This is a genomic window from Caulobacter sp. GW821-FHT10E02, from assembly GCF_059415225.1.
Genome location: NZ_JBWKMV010000001.1, coordinates 811,163 through 833,838, shown reverse-complemented (window position 1 = coordinate 833,838; position 22,676 = coordinate 811,163). Strand labels below are relative to the sequence as shown.

Sequence of the window (22,676 nt, the reverse complement as noted above, 5' to 3'; positions counted from 1 at the left end):
CGTTTCAGGCGTCTCGCCGAGGGGCTTCGATCAGTTCCAGGCCGTAGACGACACTGGTCTTCTGGCGACCGATCAGGCGGACCTTCGAGCGCTTCTGATCGCTGGGCGGCAGGGGATAGTCGACGGTGACCCAGTCCTCGCGTTTGGGAGGCAACCGGCGCTCCACGGCGACCTGCTGGCCGTCAAACTCGATCCCCATCTCGCGGTCGGTATCGTTGCCCCAGTAGGTCACGCGCAGGAACGCCGCGCCGGGGCGGCGCGCCATCGTGAACGACGCCTCCGCGCCCTCGGGGATCGACCGGCTGTGACAGCCGTAGAACGTGCCCGGCTTGCCGCCGGTCGCCGTCAGTCCGTGATCCCGCTCGGGCTGCATCTCGCCGATGAAGAACACGTCGATCGTGCGCCGCGCCAGATCGGCTCGCTTTGCCTCGGACGCCAGATAGTCCTGGCGCCGCGCCGTCCAGTCGGTCGGCGTGAAGGTCTGGAAATAGACCGCCGTGCGTCTGTCGTAGAGGGCGTTGAACGGCCGCAGGGCCTGCTTCTGCCCCAGCACATCGACCGTGGCGTAGCGATGAGCGCCGCCTCCGGGGACGAGAGCGTCGGTCGGCGCGGCCTTGGCCAGCAGCGCCGGCGCGGGGCCGTCGAACGCCTTGTCCGCAGGCCCGAGGTCGGCCGCCAGCACCAGCGGGCCGCTGAGGAAGGCGTAGGTGGCCGGCGCGCCCTTCAGCGGCTCGGCGCGCAACGCCATCGGCAGGGTCACGGTGACCGTGTCCCCTTCCCGCCACGCACGCGTCACGCGCCAGTAGCCGTCCGAGACCGGCGCCGTGAGCACCTGGCCGTTCAGCGCGATGCGCGCGCCCTGCGCCCAGCCGGGACGGCGGATGGCCAGGGCGGTGACGGTCTTAGAGGGGCGCGCTATCCGAAGGGTGACCTCCCCCTGCTCCGGATAGCGCGTCCGCAACTCCAGCCTGGCGTCGCCCGGAATATCCAGCGTCGAGGGCGTGAAGAGGTTGACGTAGAGCGCGTCCGCGCCACGCCAATAGATGCTGTCGGCGTGCTTGGCGTGACTCTCCATGCCCGAGCCGACACAGCACCAGAAGCTGTCCTCGGCCGTGGAGTAGTCGCGCTTGGCGCCCGCCTGCAGCGGCATGAAATAGACGAACTGCCCGGTGTCTGGCCGCTGGTGCGCCAGGATATGATTGAGCTGCGCGCGCTCATAGTAGTCGAACAATGCGCCGTCCGGCTTCCAGGCATAGAGATGCCGCGTCAGCTTCAGCATGTTGTAGGTGTTGCAGGCCTCGCAGGTGCCCGTCGTCAGGGTGCCACTCAGCTTGTCGGCCGCGCCGAAGTGCTCGCGCTCGGAATTGCCGCCCAACACATAACTGTGGTGGTCGACGACCGTCTGGTGGAAGAACCGGGCCGCCTCGCCGTCTCCGACCTGGCCGCTGGTTTCGTAGAACCGCGCCAGGCCAACGGCCTTTGGGATTTGAGTGTTGGCGTGCAGGCCCGCGAGGGCGTCGCGACGGGCCAGCAGCGGATCGACGAAGGCGCGGTGGCGCAGCCGCTCGGCGGTGCGTAGCCAGCGGGCGTCGCCGGTGATGGCGTGCAGTTCGGCGTAGGATTCCAGGATGCCGCCGTGCTCGACCGAGAGCACCGTCTGGACCTGCTCGTCCGACAGGGGCGCCAGGACGCCGGCCAGATAGTCGGCCAGGCCCAGGGCGATCGGCAGGGCCCGCGCGTTCCCGGCCAGCAGGTGCGCGTCGATCACGCCGGCCAGCACCTTGTGATAGGCGTAGACCGGCACCCAGCCGCCGTTCAGCGTCCAGGTGACCTCGATCTGGCCGCGCCGGACTTCCTCGAAGATGACCTTGCCCGGGACCTCCTTGCCGCCCCGCTCGGCGGTCGTGCCGCCGACATAACCGTCCCCCTCGGCGGCCTGGATCTTGGCCATCTCAGCGAGCGTGTGGTCGAGGACGGCCGCGACAGCCGGATCGCCGGTATTGGCCACGATCAGGCTGCAGGCCGACAGCCAGTGGCCCAGGGAGTGCCCGGCAATGCTCTCGCTCTCCCAGCCGCCGTAGCGCGGCTTCTTCGCTTCCAGGCCGGCCGACCAATAGAAGTTGTGCAGCAGCCGCTCGGGATCCAGCGACAGCAGGTAGCGGCGGTTGGCCGCCATGGCGTCGGCAAACGGCGACGGCTCCAGCGTCACATACCGGGCCGGGATCGGCTCGACCTTGCGCGCCTTCGCGGCCGGTTGAGCCGAGGCCTTGGTGGTGAACGTGGCGGTCAGGCAGGCGCCGGTCAACAGCACCGCGCGTCGGCTGAGGGAGAAGGTCTTGTCGGTCATGCGCGCACCAGAGCGCCGTCGCGGATCGCGAGACGGGCGCTCTGCCCCTTCTTGAGGTCCAGAACCAAGGTCGAACCGGCATGGACCACCGTGTAGCGGCTGTCGGCCGTGGCAGTCAGCACCGCCTCGGTGAGCTTGCCGCCCGCCCAGCGGACGTCGACGCCGACGGCGCCCCGCGCCCGCAGGCCGGTCATGTGGCCGGTCGGCCAGGCCGACGGCAGGGCTGGCAGCAGGTAGAGCCGGTCGTTGCGGCTCTGCAGGACCATCTCGGTCATGCCCGAAGTCCCGCCGAAATTGCCGTCGATCTGGAACGGCGGGTGGGCGTCGAACATGTTCGGATAGGTCCGTTCGGGACCGAGCAGCAGGCTCAGCACGCTGTGCGCGTGATCGCCCTCGCCCAGACGCGCCCACAGGTTCAGCCGCCAGGCAATGGCCCAGCCGGTGGTCATGTCGCCGCGCTTCACCAGCGTCGTCTTGGCCGCCGCCGCCAGTTTCGGCGTGGTGTCGATCGCGATCTGGTCCGACGGGAACAGGCCGTAGAGGTGCGAGACGTGGCGGTGCTGGGGTTCCTTGGCGTCGGCGTCCCAGTCCTCCTGCCATTCCTGAAGTTGGCCGTCCTTGCCGATCTTGTACGGAGCCAGCTTGTCGCGCGCCGCCTTCAGCTCGGCGACGAAGGCCTTGTCGGCGCCGAGGAGGGCCTCTGCCTTCAGGCAGTTGTCGAACAGGTCGCGGATGATCGCCTGGTCCATGGTCGGACCGGCGACCAGGGACGAGCCATGGCCGTGATCGTTCTCCGGCGAGATCGACGGGCTGGTGACCAGCATGCCGGACTTCGGATCGACCACCAGGGTGTCCAGGAAGAACCGCGCCGAGCCCTTCATCAGCGGATAGACGCGCGCCAGATAGGCCGCATCGCGGTTGTAGTCGTAGTGGTCGAAGACGTGCTTGCAGAGCCAGGCGCCGCCGGTGGGCCAGACGCCCCAGAAGGCGCCGTCGATCGGCGCGGTGGCGCGCCACAGGTCGGTGTTGTGGTGGGCCACCCAGCCGCGCGCGCCGTACATGACCTTGGCGGTGCGGGCGCCGGTCTTGGCCAGGTCCTGGACCAGCGCGATCAACGGCTCGACCAGTTCCGGCAGACCCGTCGGCTCGGCCGGCCAGTAGTTCATCTCGGTATTGATGTTGATCGTGTACTTGCCGCCCCAGGGTGCGAAGGTCTTGTCGTTCCAGAGGCCTTGCAGGTTGGCCGGCTGACCGCCCGGACGCGAGCAGGCGATCAACAGATAGCGGCCGTACTGATAGTACAGCGCCGCCAGCGACGGATCATCCGTGGTCGGCGACTGTTTGATCCGCTCATCCGTCGGAGCCAGGTCGGCGCGGGTGCGGCCGAAATCGACGCTCACCCGGCGGAACAGCGTGCGGTGATCGGCCTGATGGTCGGCCAATAGTTTCACCCACGGCTTGCCCGAGAGCTTTGAGAGCGTCGACTTGTTCAGCGCCTTCGGATCGCCCGAGACGTCGTCGTACTTGCGGTAGCTCGTGGCCGCCGCGATCAGCAGCACCACCTCGTCCGCGCCCTTGACCGACAGCGCCCCGCCCTGCCCGCTTAGCTTGCCGCCCCTGGCGCGGACCTCGACCCGGCATTCGAAGGTTAGCTTGCCGTCGATGCCTTGCGAGGCCTCGTTGACCCCGGCCAGGACCAGCGCATCCCCCTCGACCGAAGCGACGGGGTTGGACTTCAGCGGACTGGCGAAAGACAAGTCGACGCTGATCGCGCCCTTGCGGCTGGCGCTGAGTCGCACGGCGACGACGCCGTCCGGATGGCTGGCGATCACCTCGCGGCTATACCGGACGCCGCCAGCCGTGAAAGTCGTGGTCGCGATGGCCCCGTCGATGTCGAGGTCGCGGACATAACCGCTGGCCTCGGCTAGGCCCGGGAAGTCCAGCTTCAGATCGCCGATCGTCTGGTAGGACTGCTGACGCAGCGGGACGGCCATGAACTTGGCGTTGGCCAGGTCGGTGGCCTTGGCGTAATCGCCGGCGTCGATCAGGCGGCGGATTTCCGGCAGCGCGGCCAGCGCCTCGGGATTGGCTGGGTCATAGGGTCCGCCGGCCCACAGGGTGTCCTCGTTCAGCTGCAGCCGCTCGGACGCGACGCCGCCGAACACCATCGCCCCGAGCTTACCCGAGCCGACCGGCAGCGCCTCGACCCATTCCTTGGCCGGCTGGCGGTACCACAGGCGCAGCGGTGAGGCCTTAGCGGTGGCGGCGCGGGCGGGCGTCGTGGTCAGAGCCGAGGCGGCGCCAAGGACGGCGAGCGTGGAGCGGCGGGTCAGCGTCATGGGGCTCTCGATCAACGACTTTATACTCCGACAAAAGCACAGTTGATCACCGCCTCACAAGTTGGATAAGGATGACTGCGCTTACCGCAAAGTTAGCGCTACCATTGCTTGGCGCCTCGCGATAGGGTGGCTCCAACCGTCACACGCGGCGATCTGGGCGAGCCACTTGCCTGACATAATAACGACCGCGCATCGACGCGGCAGGGAGACAGGAAACGCCATGTTCGCGTACGCTTCGCCAGGTCGTCGATCGGTCCATGGACGGGTGTTGGCCCTGGCCTCCGCTCTGGCCCTGCTCGCTGGAACGGGCCACGCGCAGGCGCTCAAGACGGCGCCGACGGCGGCGTTCGACTGGTTCGAATATGAAGGCGCGGATCCCTCGGACGCGGCCTTCAAGCCGACCGCTGGCCAGTACGCCAATCCGATCCTCAAGGGGACCTATCCCGACCCCGCCGTGATGCGCGTCGGCAAGGACTTCTATTATGTCAGCTCGACCTTCGCCTGGTTCCCGGGGTTGCCGATCTTCCATTCGACGGATCTGGTGAACTGGAAGCAGATCGGCAACGCCATCGATCGCCCGGGCATGCTGGACTTCGGACGCCTTGGCCTGTCGCGCGCGGTGTTCGCCCCAACGCTGAGCCACCACGACGGGACGTTCTATCTCCTCAACACCTGCGTCGACTGCAAGGGCAACTTCCTGATCACCGCCAAGGACCCCAAGGGGCCCTGGTCGGACCCGGTCTGGCTGCCGACGGTCGAGGGCATCGACCCGTATCTGTTCTTCGACGAAGACGGCAGCGCCATGATCGTCTTCAACGGCGAGCCGCCCGGGCCGCCGGAGTATCGCGGCCACCGCGCCATCTGGGCGATCAAGTACGACCTCAAGACCCAGAAGACCGTCGGCGAGCGCAAGCTGCTGCTGAACAAGGGTGTCAATCCCGCCGCCAAGCCGATCTGGCCCGAAGGCCCGCACATCCTGAAGAAGGACGGCTGGTACTATCTGATCGCGGCCGAGGGCGGCACGGCCGAAGGCCACAGCCAGGTCGCGCTACGCTCCAAGAGCGCCTGGGGGCCGTACGTTCCCTACGCCAACAATCCGATCCTGACCCAGCGCGGCTTGCCCAAGGACCGCCCTCTGCCGATCACCTCGGCCGGCCACGCCAACCTGGTCGACACCCCGGACGGCAAGTGGTGGGCCACCTTCCTTGCGGTGCGTCCGTACGGCGATGACCTCTACAACACCGGCCGGGAAACCTTCCTGCTGCCCGTGGAGTGGAAGGACGGCTGGCCGATCATCCTCGAGAACGGCAAGACCATTCCCTACGTCCACGCCAAGCCCGACTTGCCGGCGACGACGCCCAAGCCGTCGCCGACCGCCGGCGCCTTCAAGGTCCGTGACGAGTTCGACGGCAAGGCCTTGCCGCTCAACTGGGTGACCATGCGGATCCCGCAGCAGCGCTGGTGGCAGGTGGACGGCGGGAAGCTGGTCCTGACCGCGCGGCCCGAGACCATCGGCGGCATGACCCAGCCCTCCTTCTGGGGCCGACGCCAGCAGCATATCAACGCCAGCGCCGCCACGGAGATGCGCTTCGCGCCCACCAAGGCCGGCGATAAGGCCGGCATGGTCGCGGTGCAGAGCGACGACTACTACTTCTTCCTGGGCCTGGAGCGGAACGCCCAGGGACAAGACGAGATCGTGCTCGAACGCCGCGCCGGTCCCAACGACCCGGAAAGCGGCGTGAAGGTCGCCAGCGCCCCGGTGACGCTGAAGGCTGACGCGCCTGTCTGGCTGAAGGTCACCGCTCGAGGCGGCTCCTACGACTTCTCGTACGCCCTGACCGCCGGGCAGTGGAAAACCCTGAAGGCCGATGAGGATGGCACGATCCTCTCGACCAAGAAGGCCGGCGGCTTCGTGGGCGCGCTGCTGGGCGTCTACGCCCACGACGGCGCCGCCGAGGGCCGCTGACCGCCGACACGGAACTTTTGACCAACGGAAGACGACGCCGAGGCGATCGTCAGCGACGCGCCCAGAGGCGCCGAGGGGAGACAACATGACCAGAATGACGTGGCTGATGGCCGCCAGCGCCCTGACGCTCGCCGTGACCGCGCCGGCGATGGCTCAGACCAAGGCCGACGCGCCGATCGCCGTCCGCATCGAGGCTGGCTCGCCCGGCGCCAAGATCGATCGCAACATCTTCGGCCAGTTCGCCGAGCACCTGGGCAGCGGCATCTATGGCGGCGTCTGGGTCGGCAAGGACTCGACCATCCCCAACGTCCGCGGCATCCGCACCGACGTCGTCAAGGCGCTGCGCGACATCAAGGTGCCGAACGTGCGCTGGCCGGGCGGCTGCTTCGCCGACGAATATCACTGGCGCCACGGCATCGGTCCGGTCGCGGGCCGCCGCAAGACCATCAATTCCAACTGGGGCGGCGCGGTCGAGCCCAACACCTTCGGCACCGACGAGTTCATGGACTTCGTCAGCCAGATCGACAGCGACGCCTACATCTCCGTCAATGTCGGCTCGGGCACCGTCCAGGAAGCGGCCGAGTGGGTCGAGTACATGACAGCCGATCCGGAGACCACGGCCGGCAAGGAACGCGCCGCCAACGGCCACCGCGAGCCCTACAAGATCAAGTATCTGGGCCTGGGCAACGAAAGCTGGAGCTGCGGCGGCGCGATGCGGCCGGAGTACTATGCCGACGAGATGAAGCGCTACGCCCGCTTCGTGCGGAACTACAATCCCAAGCAGACCGGCGCGGACGCCATGCAGCGCATCGCCGTGGGCCCCGACCAGGGCAAGCCGGCCTATACCGAGGCGGTCATGGCCGCGCAGAAGGGCCACGACTGGGCCTGGAATATCGAAGGCCTGTCGCTGCACTCCTACACGACCGGCGGCTGGCCGCCGTCGTTCTCCAGCACCAAGTTCGACGAGACCGCCTACGCCAAGCTGCTGAAGGAAACGCTCGGCATGGACGGGCTGATCGCCAAGCACTCGGAGATCATGGACAAGTACGATCCCGAGAAGAAGGTGCCGCTGGCCGTCGATGAATGGGGCGTGTGGCTGGCGCCGCTGGAAGGCACCAATCCGGGCTTCCTGGTCCAGCAGAACTCGATGCGCGACGCCCTGGTCGCGGCGCTGAACCTGAACATCTTCGCGCGTCACGCCGACCGCGTGCGTATCACCAACATCGCCCAGATGATCAACGTGCTGCAGGCGATGATCCTGACCGACAAGGACAAGATGGTCCTGACGCCGACCTATCACGTCTACAAGATGTACCTGCCCTTCCAGGACGCGACCTTCGTGCCGGTCAAGTTTGACGCTGGGACCTATACGCAGGGCGACATCACCCTGCCCCGGATCGACGCCATCGCCGCGCGCGACACCCAAGGCAAGCTGTGGCTGGCGGTCTCCAACCTCGACCCCGTCAAGTCGGCCAAGATCCAGACCGACATCGCCGGCGTGAAGGCCACGACCGCCACGGGCCAGGTCATGACGGCCCCACGCGTCGACAGCATCAACACCTTCGACACGCCCAACGCGGTCGTTCCCAAGCCCTACACGGCCAAGGCCGGCGCGGGCGGCCTGACGCTGGAAGCGCCGCCCAAGTCGATCATGGTCATCCGCTTGGACTGACGAGATCTGTCTGACCAATTCCCACATGGCGGCGCGCGCCACCGTGCCGCTATGTGGGAAAATCCCTTGTGATCAACGCTCAGCGATCGCTCGTGGCGAGTCAAACTTGCCTGACAACTTGCCAACGCCCGTGTGCTTGCGCTTATAGAAACCAGCGCACCCACGCAGGAGCCCGTGCCCATGTCCACCGACGAACCAGACGACAAGTCGATCCCGCGATCGGCGAGAGGGTCTGGTCGGCGGCTGCGCGGCGCGGTGGCGCACTATCTGGGCAGCGCCATCGTCTCGGGCCAGATCGCGCCCGGCGAGAAGCTGACCGGCGAGATCGCCAACGCCGAGGCGCTAGACGTCTCGCGCAGCGCCTATCGTGAAGCCGTGCAGGTCCTGACCGCCAAGGGCCTGGTCGAGAGCCGCCCCAAGGCCGGCACCCGCGTCCTGCCGCGCAGCCGCTGGAACATTCTGGATCCGCAGGTGCTGGCCTGGGCGTTCTCGGCCGAGCCCGACGTCAGCTTCGTGCGCGATCTGTTCGAGCTGCGGGCCGTCGTCGAGCCCGCCGCCGCCCGCTTCGCCGCCGAGCGCCGCGACAAGGACGACATCAAGGCCATGAAGGACGCCCTGGCCAAGATGCGACGCCACACCCTGGCGACCGAGGCCGGCCGCGCCGCCGACCGCGCCTTCCACGACGCCCTTCTGGCCGCCACGCACAACAGCGCCATGATGGCGCTCAGCGCCAGCATCAGCGCCGCGGTCAGCTGGACCACCGAGTTCAAACAACGCTCGCGCGCCCTGCCCCGCGATCCGGTGCCCGACCACGCCAAGGTCTTCGACGCCATCGCGGCGGGCGATCCCGAGGCGGCGAGCGCGGCCATGCGCGCCCTCGTAGATCTGGCGCTGGATGACACCCGCTCGGCGATGTAGCGCGCCGCTCTAGGGCTTGCTCAGCGTGAAGCTGTCGACGTCCAGACGGCCCGCGCCGCCGGCGGGATTGTAGCAGAACAGACCGTACTGCTGGCCCTGGAAGGTGCCGGTGCGCCAGGCGAAGGCCAGCGGGAACTCGCCCGGCATGGCGGTCCAGGCCTTGCCGTCCAGGCTGTAGGCCAGAGCGGCCTTGTCGGTGGTGAAGTCCATGTCCGCCGAGAGCCAAAGGTCTTTCAGCGGGATCGGCCGCGCCGACCCGGCCGCCGTGGTCTTCGGCCCGGCCTCGGTGCTTTCGACCAGGCGCGCGCTCAGTTCGCCCTGGCCTTTGGCCGTGCGGGTGACGACGAGCTGGCTGGAGAACTTGCCGAACGTGCCGAAGCCGCAGGCGTCGCCCTTGGCGATCCCGCGCACGTCCAGCTTGACGACGGCGCGGCCGCGCGGCCCCTGCCCCTTCTGCAGGAGCGTATTGCGGGCGGTCCAGAACCCGTCGCTCGTGGTGGCCTTCAGCCGCATGAAGCCCGGCCGTTCACTGAGTGACCAACGGCTGTCGTCGGGATTGTGGTTCCACTGCCATTGGCGGCCCAGCTGGCGGCCGTGGAAATCGTCCGAACTGGGCGGCTCGGCAAAGGGCTTTCCCAGGATCGGCTTGGCGGCGACGTCGGGAACGCGGCCCGGCGCCTCGGGCGTGCCCCAGACGGGCCAGTCGTCTTGCCAGAACACCGGGCTGATATTGGTCACCCGCCCGATCGCGCCGGCGTCGCGCATGACGAAGCCGTACCAGCCGCCGTCGGGCAGATCGACCAGGGCGCCCTGGTGGCCGCCGGTGGTGTCGTCGATCTGCGGCCGGGTCTCCCAGGGGCCAGTCAGGCTCTTGGCCCGCGACACGGTCAGCGCCAGGCGCCGTGGGATGGCGTTGAACATGTAGTACCAGTCGCCGCGCTTGATCAGCTTGGAGCCTTCGGCGCCCTGGTTGTAGTGGATCGTCCGCTCGCCGGTGACCGCCGTCAGGTCGGCGTTCAGGCTCAGCAGCCGCACCGTGCCGTCCGAACCGATCGAGGTGGCGATATAGGCCTTGCCGTCGGTGTCGATGAACAGGCCCGGATCGAAGGCCTCGCGGTCCAGCTCATGCACCGTCCACGGACCCCGAACGTCGGCGGCCGAGTAGATGCGGCTGTTCTGCCCCACCGGCGTGACGACGATGTAGAAGCGGCCGTTGTGATGGCGCAGGCTGGGCGCGAAGACGCCCCGGCGATAGTCGCCGCCGTCGGCCAGGTCGTATTTGGGAACGCCCGCCAGGCGCGGCATCACGTGGCCGACAATATCCCAGTTCACCAGGTCCCTGGAGTGCAGGATCGTCAGGCCCGGCGCGTTCACGAAGGTGGTCGAGGCGAAGTAGAAGTCCTCGCCGACCCGGATGATGTCGGGATCGGGATAGTCCGCGTAGAGCGGCGGGTTGTGATAGGTCCCCTGCCCGCTGTCCGCCCGCCAGACCTGGGCCTGAGCGCTCAGCGGCGCGCAGGCCAGGCCCAGGGCCATCGCGGCAAGGATCGGATTGAACGGCTTTGCCATATGGACCTCGGGTGTCGCCGGGCGACTAATGCCAGACGACTAGTGGTTGTCGCGCGGCAGGCCCTTGGTCTGGGCGATGCGCTGGTATTTCACGGCCGGTTCCAGGACCGCGCCGGTCTCCATCTGGCCGACCACCGCGCGCTGCATCTCCTGCCACGGCGTCTGGCTTTCCGGATAGGCGAAGCCGCCGGCCGCATCGAGGGCCTTGCGGCGCTCGACGATCTCGGCTGCCGAGACCAGCACGTCGACACGCGACTTGCGCAGGTCGAAGCGCACGCGGTCGCCGGTCTTCAGCAGGGCCAGCCCGCCGCCTACCGCCGCCTCGGGCGAGGCGTTGAGGATCGAGGGCGAGCCGGATGTGCCCGACTGACGTCCGTCGCCCACGCAGGGCAACTGGTGGACGCCCTGTTTGATCAGGTAGTTGGGCGCGCGCATGTTCACGACCTCGGCCGCCCCGGGATAGCCGACCGGGCCGGCGCCGCGCATGAACAGGATCGAGTTGGAGGTGATCCCGACCGCCGGGTCGTCGATCCGGTGGTGATAGTCCTCGGGCCCGTCGAACACGACCGCGTCGCCCTCGAAGGCTTCCGGATCGTCGGGATTGGACAGGTAGCGGTCGCGGAACTCCTGGCTGACCACGCTGGTCTTCATGATCGCCGAGTTGAACAGATTGCCGCGCATGACCACGAAGCCGGCCCGCTCGACCAGCGGCCGCGAGAACGGACGGATGACGTCCTCGTCCTCGATCACCGCGCCACGGTACTGCTCGCCGATGGTCTGACCGGACACGGCCTTGGCGTCCTCCCGGATCAGCCCCTGCTCGATCAGCTGGCCGAACACCGCCGGCACGCCGCCTGCGCGGTAGTAGTCCTCGCCCAAATACTCACCGGCGGGCTGCAGGTTGACCAGCAGCGGCACCTCCTCGCCGGTCTGCTGCCAGTCGTCGATCGACAGCTCGACCCCGATGTGGCGCGCCAGGGCGTTCAGGTGGATCGGGGCGTTGGTCGAGCCGCCGATGGCCGAGTTGACGACCACGGCGTTGAGGAAGGCGTCGCGGGTCAGGATGTCGGACGGCTTGAGGTCCTCGTGGACCATGTCGACGATCCGCAGGCCCGTCCGGTAGGCGTTCTCCTGGCGGTCGCGATACGGCGCGGGGATCGCCGCCGAGCCGGGCAGCGACATGCCCAGGGCCTCGGTCAGCGAGTTCATGGTCGTGGCCGTGCCCATGGTGTTGCAGTAGCCGGTCGACGGCGCCGAGCTGGCCACCAGCTTGATGAAGCCGGCATTGTCGATCTCGCCGGCCGCCAGCATCTCGCGTGCCTGCCAGACGATGGTGCCCGAGCCCGTCCGCTTGCCCTTGTGCCAGCCGTTCAGCATCGGTCCGACCGATAGGGCGATGGCGGGGATGTTCACGGTCGCCGCCGCCATCAGGCAGGCCGGTGTGGTCTTGTCGCAGCCGATGGTCAGCACCACGCCGTCCAGCGGGTAGCCGTAGAGCAGCTCGACGAGGCCGAGATAGGAAAGGTTGCGGTCCAGGCCCGCCGTCGGGCGCTTGCCGGTCTCCTGGATCGGGTGGACCGGGAACTCCAGCACGATCCCGCCGGCGGAGCGGACGCCTTCGCGCACCCGTTCGGCCAGGACCAGGTGGTGCCGGTTGCAGGGCGACAGGTCCGAACCGGTCTGGGCGATGCCGATGATCGGCTTGCCCGACTGCAGCTCTTCCAGCGAGAGGCCGAAGTTCATGTAGCGCTCGAGATAGAGCGCGGTCATGTCGGTGTTGTCGGGGTTATCGAACCAGGCGCGCGAACGGAGCTTGGGTGCGTCGCTTGTGGGGGAAACCATGAAGAGCCTTGTCGCTGCTTAGTCCGACGCGGCGCCGGTCGCTTGCTGAACTCCATCAGAGTGGCAAATCACCGTACGCCCCGCTCGTATTTGTCTGACTATAATTTCAACGAAACACGGTCAATCGACTAGGCCAAGCCTTGGCCATGCACGCAACCCTATTGCGCGCATGGCCGAGCCGATTCAGGCCGCGTCGCTGACTTTGTCCGGTTCTTGCGCGCCGCCGGTCGGCTTGCAGCCCCAGAGCGCGTAGAACAGCACATAGAGCTCGCAGACCGCCGTCAGCAGGAACGAAATCTGCAGACCGTAGGCGTCTGCGATCTGCCCCTGGACCACCACCAGCGCGCCGCCGGCGATGGCCATGACCAGCAGGCCCGAACCCTCCTCGGTCAGCGGGCCCAGGTTCTTGATGCCCAACGTGAAGATGGTCGGGAACATAATCGAGTGGAACAGGCCCACCGCGATCAGGCTCCACATCGCCACCGGCCCATGGGCCAGGACCGTGACGATCATCACGACGAAGGCCAGCAGGCTGGCCACGGCCAGGATCTTCTCGGCGGCGACCTTGCGCATCAGCTGGCTGCCGACGAAGCGGCCGACCATCATCCCGCCCCACAACAGGAACAGGTAGCGCGAGGCCTGCGCATGGGTGACGCCACCGATCTCGGGCGCGGAGATGAAGTTGATGAAGAGGTTGCTGACCCCGATCTCGGCGATCAGGTAGATGAAGATGGCCGGCACGCCGAGCACCAGATTGCGGTGACGCCACAGCGAGTGCTTCTTGCGCTCCGCGGCCCCCGCGCGCTGGGCGGCCAGGCCCAGCTCGGGCAGCTTGTAGAGGGCGATGACCACCGCCAGCGCCACCAGCACCACCGCGACGATGAAGTACGGCAACTGCACCGACTGGGCGTCGGCCAGGCGCTGGGCCGGCGTCAGGACGGCGCCCGCCTGGCTGTTGCCCGAGGCCGAACGTGACAGGATCAGCCAGCCGCCGAACAGCGGCGCCAGCGTCGTGCCCATCGAGTTGAAGGCCTGCACCAGGTTGAGGCGCGCGGACGCCGTCTCGGACGGCCCGATCACCGCCACATAAGGGTTGGCGGCCACCTGCAGCAGGGTGATGCCCGAGGCGATGATGAACAGCGCCGTCAGCACCACGCCGTAGGACGGTATCCGCGCGGCAGGGATCATCAGCAGCGCGCCCAGCGCCATGATCATCAGGCCCGTCACCATGGCGCGCTTGTAGCCGATCTTCTCGATCAGCTTGGCCGACGGCAGAGAGGCGACGAAATAGGCGATGAACCAGGTCGATTCGATCAGCGTGGTCTGGGTATAGTTGAGGTCGAACACCGAGCGCAGATGCGGCAGCAGGGTGTTGTTGATGACCGTGATGAAGCCCCACATGAAGAACAGGCTGGCCAGCAGGGTCAGGGCCGATTTCTGCGTCACCGCAGAGCCGCCGCCCGACTGCGCGGCCGACGTCATGGGCGCAGGCGCCATGTGATGTTCTCCCGAATGTGATGCATGGCGCGACCTTGGTTGCGCGCCTTCATTTTGTCGGAGTATATGAGCAACGTCATGACCGTCAATCGAGAGCGGTCAATACGATCGGGGAGATGGTTCGAATGCGCGTTGCAAACCTGTCGGCCGGGGCGCTGGCCCTGCTCACGCTCGCCGGCCCGATCGCCGGCCATGCCACGACCTTGTCGCGCGCCGCGTTTGGCCAGACGCCCTCGGGCGAAGCCGTCGAGGCCTTCACCCTGACCAACGCCCACGGCGTCAGCGCCACGGTGATCACCTACGGCGCCACCTTGCAGTCGCTGATCGGGCCCGGCCGCGACGGAACCAAGGCCGACATCGTGCTCGGCTTCTCCGACGCCGCCGCCTACGCCAAGAACGCCAGCTATTTCGGCGCCTCGGTCGGACGCGTGGCCAACCGCATCGGCAAGGGCCGCTTCACCCTCGACGGCAAGAGCTACCAGCTGGCGCTGAACAACAACGGCGTCGCCGCCCTGCACGGCGGGGTGAAGGGCTTCGACAAGGTCGTCTGGAAGGTGCTCGACGTGAAATCCGGTCCCACCGGCGCGTCCGTGACGCTGGGCTATGTCAGCGCCGATGGCGAAGAAGGCTATCCGGGCGTTCTGACGGCCACGGCGACCTATTCCCTCGACGAGCAGAACCAGCTGACGGTGTCCTACGGCGCGAAGACCGACAAGCCGACCATCGTCAACATGACCAATCACGCCCTGTTCAATCTCGCGGGCGAAGGCGCGCGCGAAGGCGCGATGGGCAACGTCCTCAAGCTCCTCGCCGACGGCTATACCCCCGTCGACGCCGAACTGATCCCGACCGGCGAGATCAAGCCGGTGGCCGGCACGCCGTTCGACTTCCGCAAGCCCACCGCCGTCGGCGACCGCATCCGTGACGCGCGCGATCCGCAGATGGTCATCGGTCGCGGCTACGACCACAACTACGTCCTGAACGGCAAGTCCGGCGCGCTGCGCCTGGCCGCGCGCCTGTCGGACCCCAAGAGCGGCCGCACCCTGGAAGTCCTGTCGGACCAGCCGGGCGTCCAGTTCTACGCCGGCAACTTCATCGACGGCACGCTGGTGAGCAAGAGCGGCAAGATCTATCGCCAGGGCGACGGCATCGCCCTGGAGCCCCAGCACTTCCCCGATGCGGTGAACAAGCCGGCCTTCGCCTCGGTTCGCCTGAACCCGGGCGAGACCTACAGCAATCGCATGGTCTTCAAGATGACCGTCGCGAAGTAGCCAGTAAGGACATTCCAGAATGACGTTTGTTCAATTTGTCGACAGCTCTGGTCGGCGCGGCTTGGCGATGGTCGATGACCAGGGAACCGCCAGGCAGGTCACCGTCGCGAACACCCTGCTGGACTTGGCCAACAAGGCGCTGGCCTCGCAATCGACCCTGGTCGAGACCGCGCAATCGGCGCTGGGCGAGACGGTCGACATCGCCGCCGCCCTGGCCGAGGGCCGCGTCCTGGCGCCGATCGATCATCCCGATCCCGCGCACCTGTTCCTGACCGGCACCGGCCTGACCCACCTCGGCTCGGCCGAGGGCCGGGACAAGATGCACAAGGCCGCCCAGTCGGGCGAACAGCTCACCGACTCCATGCGGATGTTCCTGATGGGCGTCGAGGGCGGCAAGCCCGCGCCGGGCCAGGAAGGCGTGCAGCCCGAGTGGTTCTACAAGGGCGACGGCTCCCAGCTGGTCGGTCCCGGCCAGCCGCTGACCTCGCCCAGCTTCGCGAAGGACGGCGGCGAGGAGCCCGAGATCGCCGGCGTCTACCTGATCGGCCCCGACGGGACGCCGCACCGACTGGGCTTCTGCCTGGCCAACGAGTTCTCCGACCACGTGATCGAGCGCGGCAACTACCTGTGGCTGGCGCACTCCAAGCTGCGCAACGCGGCCCTGGGTCCCGAGCTGCTGCCCGGCGCCCTCCCCGCCGACGTGCGCGGGACCAGCCGCATCGTCCGCGACGGCGAGACCGTCTGGGAAAAGCCCTTCCTGTCGGGCGAGGCCAACATGTCCCACGCCATCGCCAACCTCGAGCATCACCACTTCAAGTACGACCTGTTCCGCCGCCCCGGCGACGTGCACGTCCACTTCTTCGGCACCGCCACCCTCTCCTTCTCCGAGGGCTTCCAGACGCAGGAAGGCGACGTGTTCGAGATCGAGGCCGCGCCGTTCCGCTATCCGGTCAGCAACCCGCTGGCCCAGGCGGCCGAACAACCCGTGACCGTGAAGGCGCTGTGACCCCGATCCGTCTCGCCCTCGTCGGCCTGGGCAAGATCGCCCACGACCAGCACGTGCCGGCCATCGCCGCCGATCCCCGGTTCGAACTGGCCGCCGTCGTCAGCCGTCACGCCGGCCTCGACGGCGTCCCGCACTTCACCACGCTGGAGGACCTGCTGGCCGACGGCCTGGCGATCGACGCCGTGGCGCTGTGCACTCCGCCTCAGCCGCGCCACGCCCTGGCGCATCTGGCGCTGGCCACCGGCAAGCACGTCATGCTGGAGAAGCCGCCTGGCGCGACGCTGAGCGAGGTCGAGGACCTGCGCCAGGTCGCGGCCGCCCGGGGCCTGACCCTGCAGGCGACCTGGCACTCGCGCCACGCCGCCGCGGTCGAACCCGCGCGCGCCTGGCTGGCCGAGCGCTGGGTCAAGGCCGTGCGGATCAACTGGAAGGAAGATGTCCGCGTCTGGCATCCGGGCCAGGACTGGATCTGGGAGGCCGGCGGCCTGGGCGTCTTCGACCCGGCCATCAACGCCCTGTCGATCGCCACGCGCGTCCTGCCCCGCCCGTTCTTCCTGTCGCGCGGCTTGCTGCACGTGCCGGCCAACCGCCAGTCGCCGATCCAGGCCGAGCTGGACTTCCGCGACACGGCCGGCGCGCCGATCCGCGTCGAGCTGGACTTCCTCCAGACCGGCCCGCAGAGCTGGGACATCGAGGTCGACACCGACGACGGCGCACTGAAGCTGACCAACGGCGGCGCCAAGCTATGGATCGACGGCCAGCTGCTGCACGAAGGACCCGATCGCGAATATCCGGGCCTCTACGACGAATTCGCCCGGCTGATCGCCGACGGGGCCAGCGACGTGGACACCTCGCCGCTGCGCCATGTCGCCGACGCCTTCCTGCTGGCCGAGCGTCGGGTCGCGCCGGCCTTCGACTGGTAAGGCCGCGAGGCCTTACCAGCACTTGGCGTGGCTAGCGCTTCTCGAAGGCCAGGTTGCGGCTGAAGAACGGCAGCACGTGATCCTGGAAGCGGGTCGGGACGTCACTGGTGTGGTCGCCGGGATAGATCTCGAAGCTGTTGGCCAGGCCGTAGCGATCCATCACCGCGTGCAGCTTGGCCGCGTCGTCCTTCAGGCCGTCCCGGTCGCCGACATCCATGGCGATCGCCTTATAGCGCTTCAGCTGGCCGATATATTGATCGACGAAGGCCAGCGGCGCGTTGGCGGCCCACTTGGCCACCACGTCCGGCCGGGTCACACCGTTCTCGACCGGCAGGTCAAGATAAAGCGGCGGCTTCTGCGGATTGGGCGACCACGCCGCGGCCGTGGCCAGCTGGGCGCGTAGACCCCAGGACAGCTTGGTCGCGTCCTGCAGCGTCTTGACCTCGGCGAGCGCGGCGGCCGCGCCGGGCGGCGCCTGGGCCGGATCGCGCGGCGACAGGCAGCACGGGCTCATCATGTAGAGCGCGCCGAACACGTCGGCATGGCGCATGCCGATCCGGCTGGCGCCGTATCCGCCCATCGAGTGGCCCACCAGGCCACGGCTCTCACGCCGCGCCAGGGTGCGGTAGTGCTGATCGACATAGGCGACCAGGTCCTTGGAGACGAAGGTCTCGAAATCCCCCGTGGTCTGGGAGCTGGAGTACATCGAGCCGTTGTGCACGGTCTTGCTGTCGGGCAGCACGACGATCACCTCGCCCGCGCCCTTGGCGAAGGCGCCCGCGATCGTCTGGGCCGCGTGGATCTCGCCACTCCACTGCTCGGCGCCGATCGAATAGCCGTGCAGCGCGTAGACGACCGGGTAGCGCTGCTTGGGATGGCTGGCATAGCCCGGCGGCAGGAACACCAGCACGTCACGGTCGGCGGTTTCGCCCTCGAGATTGCCCTCGATCGCCGGCGAATGGACCTTGATACGCTGGAGGACGACCGGCTTGGCGCCGGCGACGACCGGCGGCGCGTTCGTGGCCACCTGGGCCTGCGCCAAGGTCGCTCCGGACAGCGCGATCACCATCGCGCAGGCCAGCTTGGCCAAGCCATGGCCGCGCGCGGCGTCGATGCTCGATCTATTCATTCAAACCCTCCCTCGTCACTTTTGCGATCTTGCGTCGCGATCATTGTTAGCGTTACCATTTGTCCGTCTAAAAGATCATGACGTCAATCGCCTCGCCTTCTGAAAGGGTCGAAGCGGGAGGACGCCACTCACCGATCGATGCGGCGCGACCCATCGGCGAAGAATACCAAAAAGACTGAGTAATTAGGGAGAAGACGATGCGTTACAGGTTGATGCTTGGCGCGTGCCTGGCTGGGGTGATGGCGACCGCCACGATGGCCGCCGCGGCCACGCCGGTGACGGTGACCATCGACGGCGCTCAGCGCGCCGCGCCGGTCACCAAGTACGAGTACGGCATGTTCATCGAGCCGATCGGCGGGCTGGTGGCTCGGACGCTGTGGGCCGAGGTGCTGGACGACCGCAAGTTCTACTACCCCGTCGTCGCGCCCGCCCTGGACCAGCCCGCGCCCTTAAATGCCGAGGGCCGTCCCGGCGTGACCTACCGCAAGTGGCGACCGGTCGGCGCGGATGATGCGGTCACCATGGACACCAAGGCCCCCTATGTCGGCACCCAGAGCCCCGTGGTCGCCGTGGACGCCACGACCCGCAAGGGCCTGTCGCAGGCCGGGATCGGCCTGGCCAAGGGCAAGCGCTACGACGGCTATCTGCAGCTGGCGGGCGACGCCGGCGCCAAGGTCGAGGTGACCTTGATCTGGGGCGATGGTCCCGACGCCCGCCAGACCGTGGCCCTGCCCTCCCCCGGCGCGGACTGGAAGCGCGTCGACTTCAGCTTCACCCCGACGGCCGACACCACCGACGCACGCCTCGAGATCACTGGCCTAGGCTCAGGCTCCTTCCGCATCGGCGCCGTATCGCTGATGCCATCCGACAACATCCGGGGCTGGCGCGCCGACACGACCGCGATCGCCCGCTCGCTGAACTCGGGCATGTGGCGCCTGCCCGGCGGCAACTTCCTGTCGGACTGGGACTGGCGCAGCGCCATCGGCCCGCGCGACAAGCGCCCGCCGATGTTCGACTATGCCTGGAGCGCCATGCAGCCCGACGACATCGGCATGGACGAGTGGATGGACCTGACCAGGATCATCGGCGTCGAGCCCTATGTCACGGTCAATGCCGGCCTCGGCGACGCCTATTCGGCCGCCGATGAGGTGGAGTATCTGAATGGCCCGACCACCAGCCACTGGGGCTCGCGCCGCGCCGCCAACGGCCATCCCGAGCCGTATGGCGTGAAGTTCTGGAACATCGGCAACGAGCCCTACGGCTGGTGGCAGATCGGCAAGACCTCGCTCGACTACTACACGATCAAGCACAACGCCTTCGCCAAGGCCATGCGGGCGGTCGATCCCTCGATCACCCTGATCGCCTCGGGCGCCATGGTCGATCAGGGACACCCCAAGGGCACGAAGGAGAACGTCACGCTGGACAGCGTCGCCTCCCGGTTCGGCACCGAATGGGACTGGACGGGCGGCCTGCTGGCCAAGACCTGGGGCAATTTCGACGGCATTTCCGAGCACTGGTACGACCAGCCCGAAAAGCGCCCGGACGCGCCCGCCGACGCCGAATTGATCGAGTACGCCCGCGCGCCGTCCAACCAGGTCAAGATGAAGGCCGAGCTGTGGAAGATCTACCAGCAGCGCTTCCCGGCGATGAAGGACAAGTCGATCTTCCTGTCGATCGACGAGTACGCCTATTTCGGTGAGGTGAACCTGAAGTCGGCCCTGGCCTATTCCCTGGTGCTGCAGGAAATGCTGCGCCACACCGACTTCCTGACCATGAGCGCCTTCACCACGGGCGCCTCGACCATGGACATCACGCCGACGGCCTCCGTGCTGAACTCCACGGGCCAGGTGTTCAAGCTCTATGGCGAACATTTCGGGGCCGGCGTCACGCCGGTGTCGGTGCAGGGCGCCTCGCCCCAGCCCGAGCCGAAATATCCGGTCGGCTTCCTCCACCCGAAGATCAATGCCGGCAGCCCAACCTATCCGCTCGACGTCATCGCGGGCGTCAGCCCGGACGGCAAGTCGCTGCGGATCGGGGTGGTCAATCCGACGGCGACCGCCCAGACCGTGAAGCTGGACCTCAAGGCCATGGCCTTGAAGGGCGCGGGCCGTAAGTGGGTGCTGAGCGGCGCCTCGCTGCAGGCGGCCAACAAGGTCGGCGCTCCCGCCGGCGTCACGATCACGCAAGGCCCGGCGTCGCGCTCCAAGCTCGTCGTCTCGCCGATCTCGGCGACGGTGTTCGAGTTCCCGATCGCCAAATAGGCCTACGGAAGCCGGTCGCTTCGGCGGTCGGCTTCTAGCCGCCGCGCAGCGCGCGCATGACGAGGGCCCGGACACGGCCAAAGGCGCTCTTGTCGAGCAGCCCATGACGTTCGGCTGGCAGATGGGCCAGCGGATGGCCGTCCGACCGGAAGACGTAGTGATCGAAGAACGCCCGCCAGGCCGCGCGTTCGGCCGGCGGTCGCTCGGCGATCGCGGTCATCGCCAGCATCATCGTCAGGTAAGGCGCGTCCGGCCCCACGGCCGTCTCGTCCCACCAGTAGTTGACCAGCATGTTGGCCGGCTCCAGGGCCTCCACCTGATGCCACCAGAGCTTGGGCAGGAACAGCGCGTCGCCCGGCCCCAGCTCGACCACCCGCGCCCGATCGGCGGCAGCGGCGAACCGCGGATAGCGCGGGTCGTCGGCGGGTGCGCCGGCCGCCATGCTGATCGGCTGTCCCGCGAGGGTATGGTCTATGGGCCCCACATAGAGGTCGCCGATCGCATCGGGCGGGTAGAGCGTGAAGCGGCGACGCCCGGCGACCACGCACGCCAGATTGTCATAGGTGTCGTAGTGACAGGCCACGCGGCCGGCATTGCCCAGCCACACGCGCGGCCGCACGTTCGCGGCCAAGAGGCCGACCCTGTTGTCCTGGTCGAAACCCGGGACGTAGTCGTCGACCGGCAGCGAGCCCATATAGACGCTGTCCAGGCGGGCGTCCGTGGCGGCCTCGCCGATGCGCTGAAGCCCCTGCGCCAGGGTCATGGACACGCGCTCGAAATTGAACCCGTCGGGCCCGTCGCCGTAGTCGTAGCGGCCGGCGATGGCCGGCGCGCCGATAAAGGCCTCGCCTAAGCCGTCGCCTGCCAGCCCGAGCAGATAGTCGGCTAAGGCCGCCCACCCCTGCTCAGCGGCGCGCACCGCCTGCCAGTCACGACAGAGCCCCGGCAGGACCACGGGCTCGCAGCCGGTCGCCACCGTCCGGAAGTCGGCCGCGCCGCCTTGCAACAGCGCGTCCGGCGCGATCGTCCGTAGTCCGTGCGGGGGCGACGCCGTCATGCGGCGAGTTTGTCGTTCCGCAGCTTGGCCAGGGCCGAGACCTGCTTGAGCGATCCGTTCATGGCGTAGATCAGTTGCAGGTCGCCGGTCCGGAACAGCGCGAGCGCGGCGCCGTCGTCCAGCTCGCCCAGCGCGTCGAGGCTGACGGTGTAGAGCCCGTTCAAGGATAAGCTCTTGCCGTCATCGAAGGACAGATCAACGTCGACGGGCTCGACCAGCTTGTGCGCCAGCAGCGCCTGGATGAAGCGCTCGCTCTCGATGACGCCGGCCTGCATCTGCGCCAGCACACGCTGCAGCCGGCGCGTGGCGGTGCTGGGCTGGCCTTGCTCGTCGAACAGCGACGCGCCTTGGTCGATGCGGAAACGCGGGTGGCGCGGATCGATGGCGATCGCGCCGTCCTCGGTCACGAAGAAACCCTGCCGCTCGATATCCAGCGGCGTGAACAGCGCCTGGCCCACCTCCGCGGGACCGAGGAGGTTTTCCCCGGGCTCGAACCCGAACATCGCGCCCGCGTAGAACTGTCCGGTGTCTGCGTTCTTGGTCAGGAAGATCGGGCAGACCGCCGCGGCCGCGACGAATTCGGACGGCACGATCTGCACGAAATGCGGGCCCGACGCGGGAAGCCGGCCGAGTCGCATGCGGCCATGCTCCTGGGCGTTGAGCAGTTGCAGATCCATGACGTCCTCCCCGCCGCTCCCTTGCTGGGACCGGTCACTATCACCCTTAGCGCAAAGGCCAAGGGCCGTTCAACACGGCGATAATTACACCGACAAATACATATTGATACCGGTACCTTTTAGCGCTAACGTTTCTTCATAAGCATAAAAATGCATGAGGGAGGACGTGATGCGCTACCACCGCCGCGCTTTGGCGAGTCTC

15 protein-coding genes are annotated in these 22,676 nt (G+C 67.7%); 7 read left to right on the top strand and 8 right to left on the bottom strand.

Annotation, left to right across the window (positions count from 1 at the left end; all coding sequences use genetic code 11):
- Positions 1 to 4: 4 nt before the first annotated feature.
- A complete protein-coding gene (locus AC07NI_RS03880) occupies positions 5 to 2,347 on the bottom strand; it encodes a beta-L-arabinofuranosidase domain-containing protein (RefSeq protein WP_494616356.1) in 2,343 nt (780 codons plus the stop codon).
- The gene (locus tag AC07NI_RS03875; protein ID WP_494616355.1) at positions 2,344 to 4,686 is read right to left on the bottom strand and encodes a glycoside hydrolase family 95 protein; all 2,343 of its coding nucleotides are present in this window, start codon (positions 4,684 to 4,686) and stop codon (positions 2,344 to 2,346) included. Before AC07NI_RS03875 ends, AC07NI_RS03880 begins: the two co-directional genes overlap by 4 nt.
- Positions 4,687 to 4,906: 220 nt before the next feature.
- On the opposite strand from AC07NI_RS03875, the gene AC07NI_RS03870 reads away from it, so the two are divergent.
- The 3 genes from AC07NI_RS03870 (at position 4,907) to AC07NI_RS03860 (ending at position 9,242) form a co-directional block, all read left to right on the top strand.
- A complete protein-coding gene (locus AC07NI_RS03870; RefSeq protein WP_494616354.1) occupies positions 4,907 to 6,652 on the top strand; it encodes a glycoside hydrolase family 43 protein in 1,746 nt (581 codons plus the stop codon).
- A gap of 94 nt (positions 6,653 to 6,746) precedes the next feature.
- Positions 6,747 to 8,324, top strand: coding sequence for an alpha-N-arabinofuranosidase (locus AC07NI_RS03865; protein ID WP_494618245.1), 1,578 nt, complete (start codon positions 6,747 to 6,749; stop codon positions 8,322 to 8,324).
- A gap of 180 nt (positions 8,325 to 8,504) precedes the next feature.
- Positions 8,505 to 9,242 carry a FadR/GntR family transcriptional regulator gene (locus tag AC07NI_RS03860; RefSeq protein ID WP_494616353.1) on the top strand — a complete coding sequence of 246 codons (738 nt, stop codon included), beginning with the start codon at positions 8,505 to 8,507 and terminating at the stop codon, positions 9,240 to 9,242.
- 9 nt (positions 9,243 to 9,251) lie between these two features.
- Here AC07NI_RS03860 and AC07NI_RS03855 read toward each other — a convergent pair whose 3' ends face one another.
- The 3 genes from AC07NI_RS03855 to AC07NI_RS03845 all read right to left on the bottom strand — a co-directional run bounded on the left by AC07NI_RS03855 (position 9,252) and on the right by AC07NI_RS03845 (position 14,150).
- Positions 9,252 to 10,811, bottom strand: coding sequence for a glycoside hydrolase family 43 protein (locus tag AC07NI_RS03855; RefSeq protein WP_494616352.1), 1,560 nt, complete (start codon positions 10,809 to 10,811; stop codon positions 9,252 to 9,254).
- Between the two features lie 39 nt (positions 10,812 to 10,850).
- Complete coding sequence (locus AC07NI_RS03850) at positions 10,851 to 12,653, bottom strand: IlvD/Edd family dehydratase (protein ID WP_494616351.1); 1,803 nt, start codon at positions 12,651 to 12,653, stop codon at positions 10,851 to 10,853.
- A 183-nt stretch (positions 12,654 to 12,836) separates the two neighbouring features.
- A complete protein-coding gene (locus AC07NI_RS03845; RefSeq protein ID WP_494616350.1) occupies positions 12,837 to 14,150 on the bottom strand; it encodes a sugar MFS transporter in 1,314 nt (437 codons plus the stop codon).
- Positions 14,151 to 14,275: 125 nt separating this feature from the next.
- Between AC07NI_RS03845 and AC07NI_RS03840 the strand changes: the two genes are divergently transcribed.
- The 3 genes from AC07NI_RS03840 (at position 14,276) to AC07NI_RS03830 (ending at position 17,350) form a co-directional block, all read left to right on the top strand.
- Positions 14,276 to 15,421 (top strand): aldose epimerase family protein, encoded by a 1,146-nt coding sequence (locus AC07NI_RS03840; protein ID WP_494616349.1) that lies wholly within the window; start codon positions 14,276 to 14,278, stop codon positions 15,419 to 15,421.
- 67 nt (positions 15,422 to 15,488) lie between these two features.
- Positions 15,489 to 16,427, top strand: coding sequence for an AraD1 family protein (gene araD1 / locus AC07NI_RS03835; protein ID WP_494618242.1), 939 nt, complete (start codon positions 15,489 to 15,491; stop codon positions 16,425 to 16,427).
- A complete protein-coding gene (locus AC07NI_RS03830; RefSeq protein ID WP_494616348.1) occupies positions 16,424 to 17,350 on the top strand; it encodes a Gfo/Idh/MocA family protein in 927 nt (308 codons plus the stop codon). Before araD1 ends, AC07NI_RS03830 begins: the two co-directional genes overlap by 4 nt.
- 31 nt (positions 17,351 to 17,381) lie before the next feature.
- On the opposite strand, the gene AC07NI_RS03825 is transcribed toward AC07NI_RS03830, so the two are convergent.
- Positions 17,382 to 18,479: an alpha/beta hydrolase gene (locus tag AC07NI_RS03825; protein ID WP_494616347.1), complete on the bottom strand. Its 1,098-nt coding sequence runs from the start codon at positions 18,477 to 18,479 to the stop codon at positions 17,382 to 17,384.
- A gap of 197 nt (positions 18,480 to 18,676) precedes the next feature.
- Between AC07NI_RS03825 and AC07NI_RS03820 the strand changes: the two genes are divergently transcribed.
- Positions 18,677 to 20,740 carry an alpha-L-arabinofuranosidase family protein gene (locus AC07NI_RS03820; RefSeq protein WP_494616346.1) on the top strand — a complete coding sequence of 688 codons (2,064 nt, stop codon included), beginning with the start codon at positions 18,677 to 18,679 and terminating at the stop codon, positions 20,738 to 20,740.
- Positions 20,741 to 20,774: 34 nt separating this feature from the next.
- Here the strand turns inward: AC07NI_RS03820 and AC07NI_RS03815 are convergent, their stop codons facing one another.
- The gene (locus AC07NI_RS03815) at positions 20,775 to 21,797 is read right to left on the bottom strand and encodes a cupin-like domain-containing protein (RefSeq protein ID WP_494616345.1); all 1,023 of its coding nucleotides are present in this window, start codon (positions 21,795 to 21,797) and stop codon (positions 20,775 to 20,777) included.
- Complete coding sequence (locus AC07NI_RS03810) at positions 21,794 to 22,474, bottom strand: SapC family protein (RefSeq protein WP_494616344.1); 681 nt, start codon at positions 22,472 to 22,474, stop codon at positions 21,794 to 21,796. The genes AC07NI_RS03815 and AC07NI_RS03810 overlap by 4 nt, the downstream gene beginning before the upstream one ends.
- Positions 22,475 to 22,676 lie beyond the last annotated feature (202 nt).

Coding starts and splice junctions, on each gene's coding strand:
- AC07NI_RS03880 (WP_494616356.1), bottom strand. CDS start 2,347: ATGACCGACAAGACCTTCTCCCTCAGCCGACGCGCGGTGCTGTTGACC.
- AC07NI_RS03875 (WP_494616355.1), bottom strand. CDS start 4,686: ATGACGCTGACCCGCCGCTCCACGCTCGCCGTCCTTGGCGCCGCCTCG.
- AC07NI_RS03870 (WP_494616354.1), top strand. CDS start 4,907: ATGTTCGCGTACGCTTCGCCAGGTCGTCGATCGGTCCATGGACGGGTG.
- AC07NI_RS03865 (WP_494618245.1), top strand. CDS start 6,747: ATGACGTGGCTGATGGCCGCCAGCGCCCTGACGCTCGCCGTGACCGCG.
- AC07NI_RS03860 (WP_494616353.1), top strand. CDS start 8,505: ATGTCCACCGACGAACCAGACGACAAGTCGATCCCGCGATCGGCGAGA.
- AC07NI_RS03855 (WP_494616352.1), bottom strand. CDS start 10,811: ATGGCAAAGCCGTTCAATCCGATCCTTGCCGCGATGGCCCTGGGCCTG.
- AC07NI_RS03850 (WP_494616351.1), bottom strand. CDS start 12,653: ATGGTTTCCCCCACAAGCGACGCACCCAAGCTCCGTTCGCGCGCCTGG.
- AC07NI_RS03845 (WP_494616350.1), bottom strand. CDS start 14,150: ATGGCGCCTGCGCCCATGACGTCGGCCGCGCAGTCGGGCGGCGGCTCT.
- AC07NI_RS03840 (WP_494616349.1), top strand. CDS start 14,276: ATGCGCGTTGCAAACCTGTCGGCCGGGGCGCTGGCCCTGCTCACGCTC.
- araD1 (WP_494618242.1), top strand. CDS start 15,489: ATGGTCGATGACCAGGGAACCGCCAGGCAGGTCACCGTCGCGAACACC.
- AC07NI_RS03825 (WP_494616347.1), bottom strand. CDS start 18,479: ATGAATAGATCGAGCATCGACGCCGCGCGCGGCCATGGCTTGGCCAAG.
- AC07NI_RS03820 (WP_494616346.1), top strand. CDS start 18,677: ATGCGTTACAGGTTGATGCTTGGCGCGTGCCTGGCTGGGGTGATGGCG.
- AC07NI_RS03815 (WP_494616345.1), bottom strand. CDS start 21,797: ATGACGGCGTCGCCCCCGCACGGACTACGGACGATCGCGCCGGACGCG.
- AC07NI_RS03810 (WP_494616344.1), bottom strand. CDS start 22,474: ATGGATCTGCAACTGCTCAACGCCCAGGAGCATGGCCGCATGCGACTC.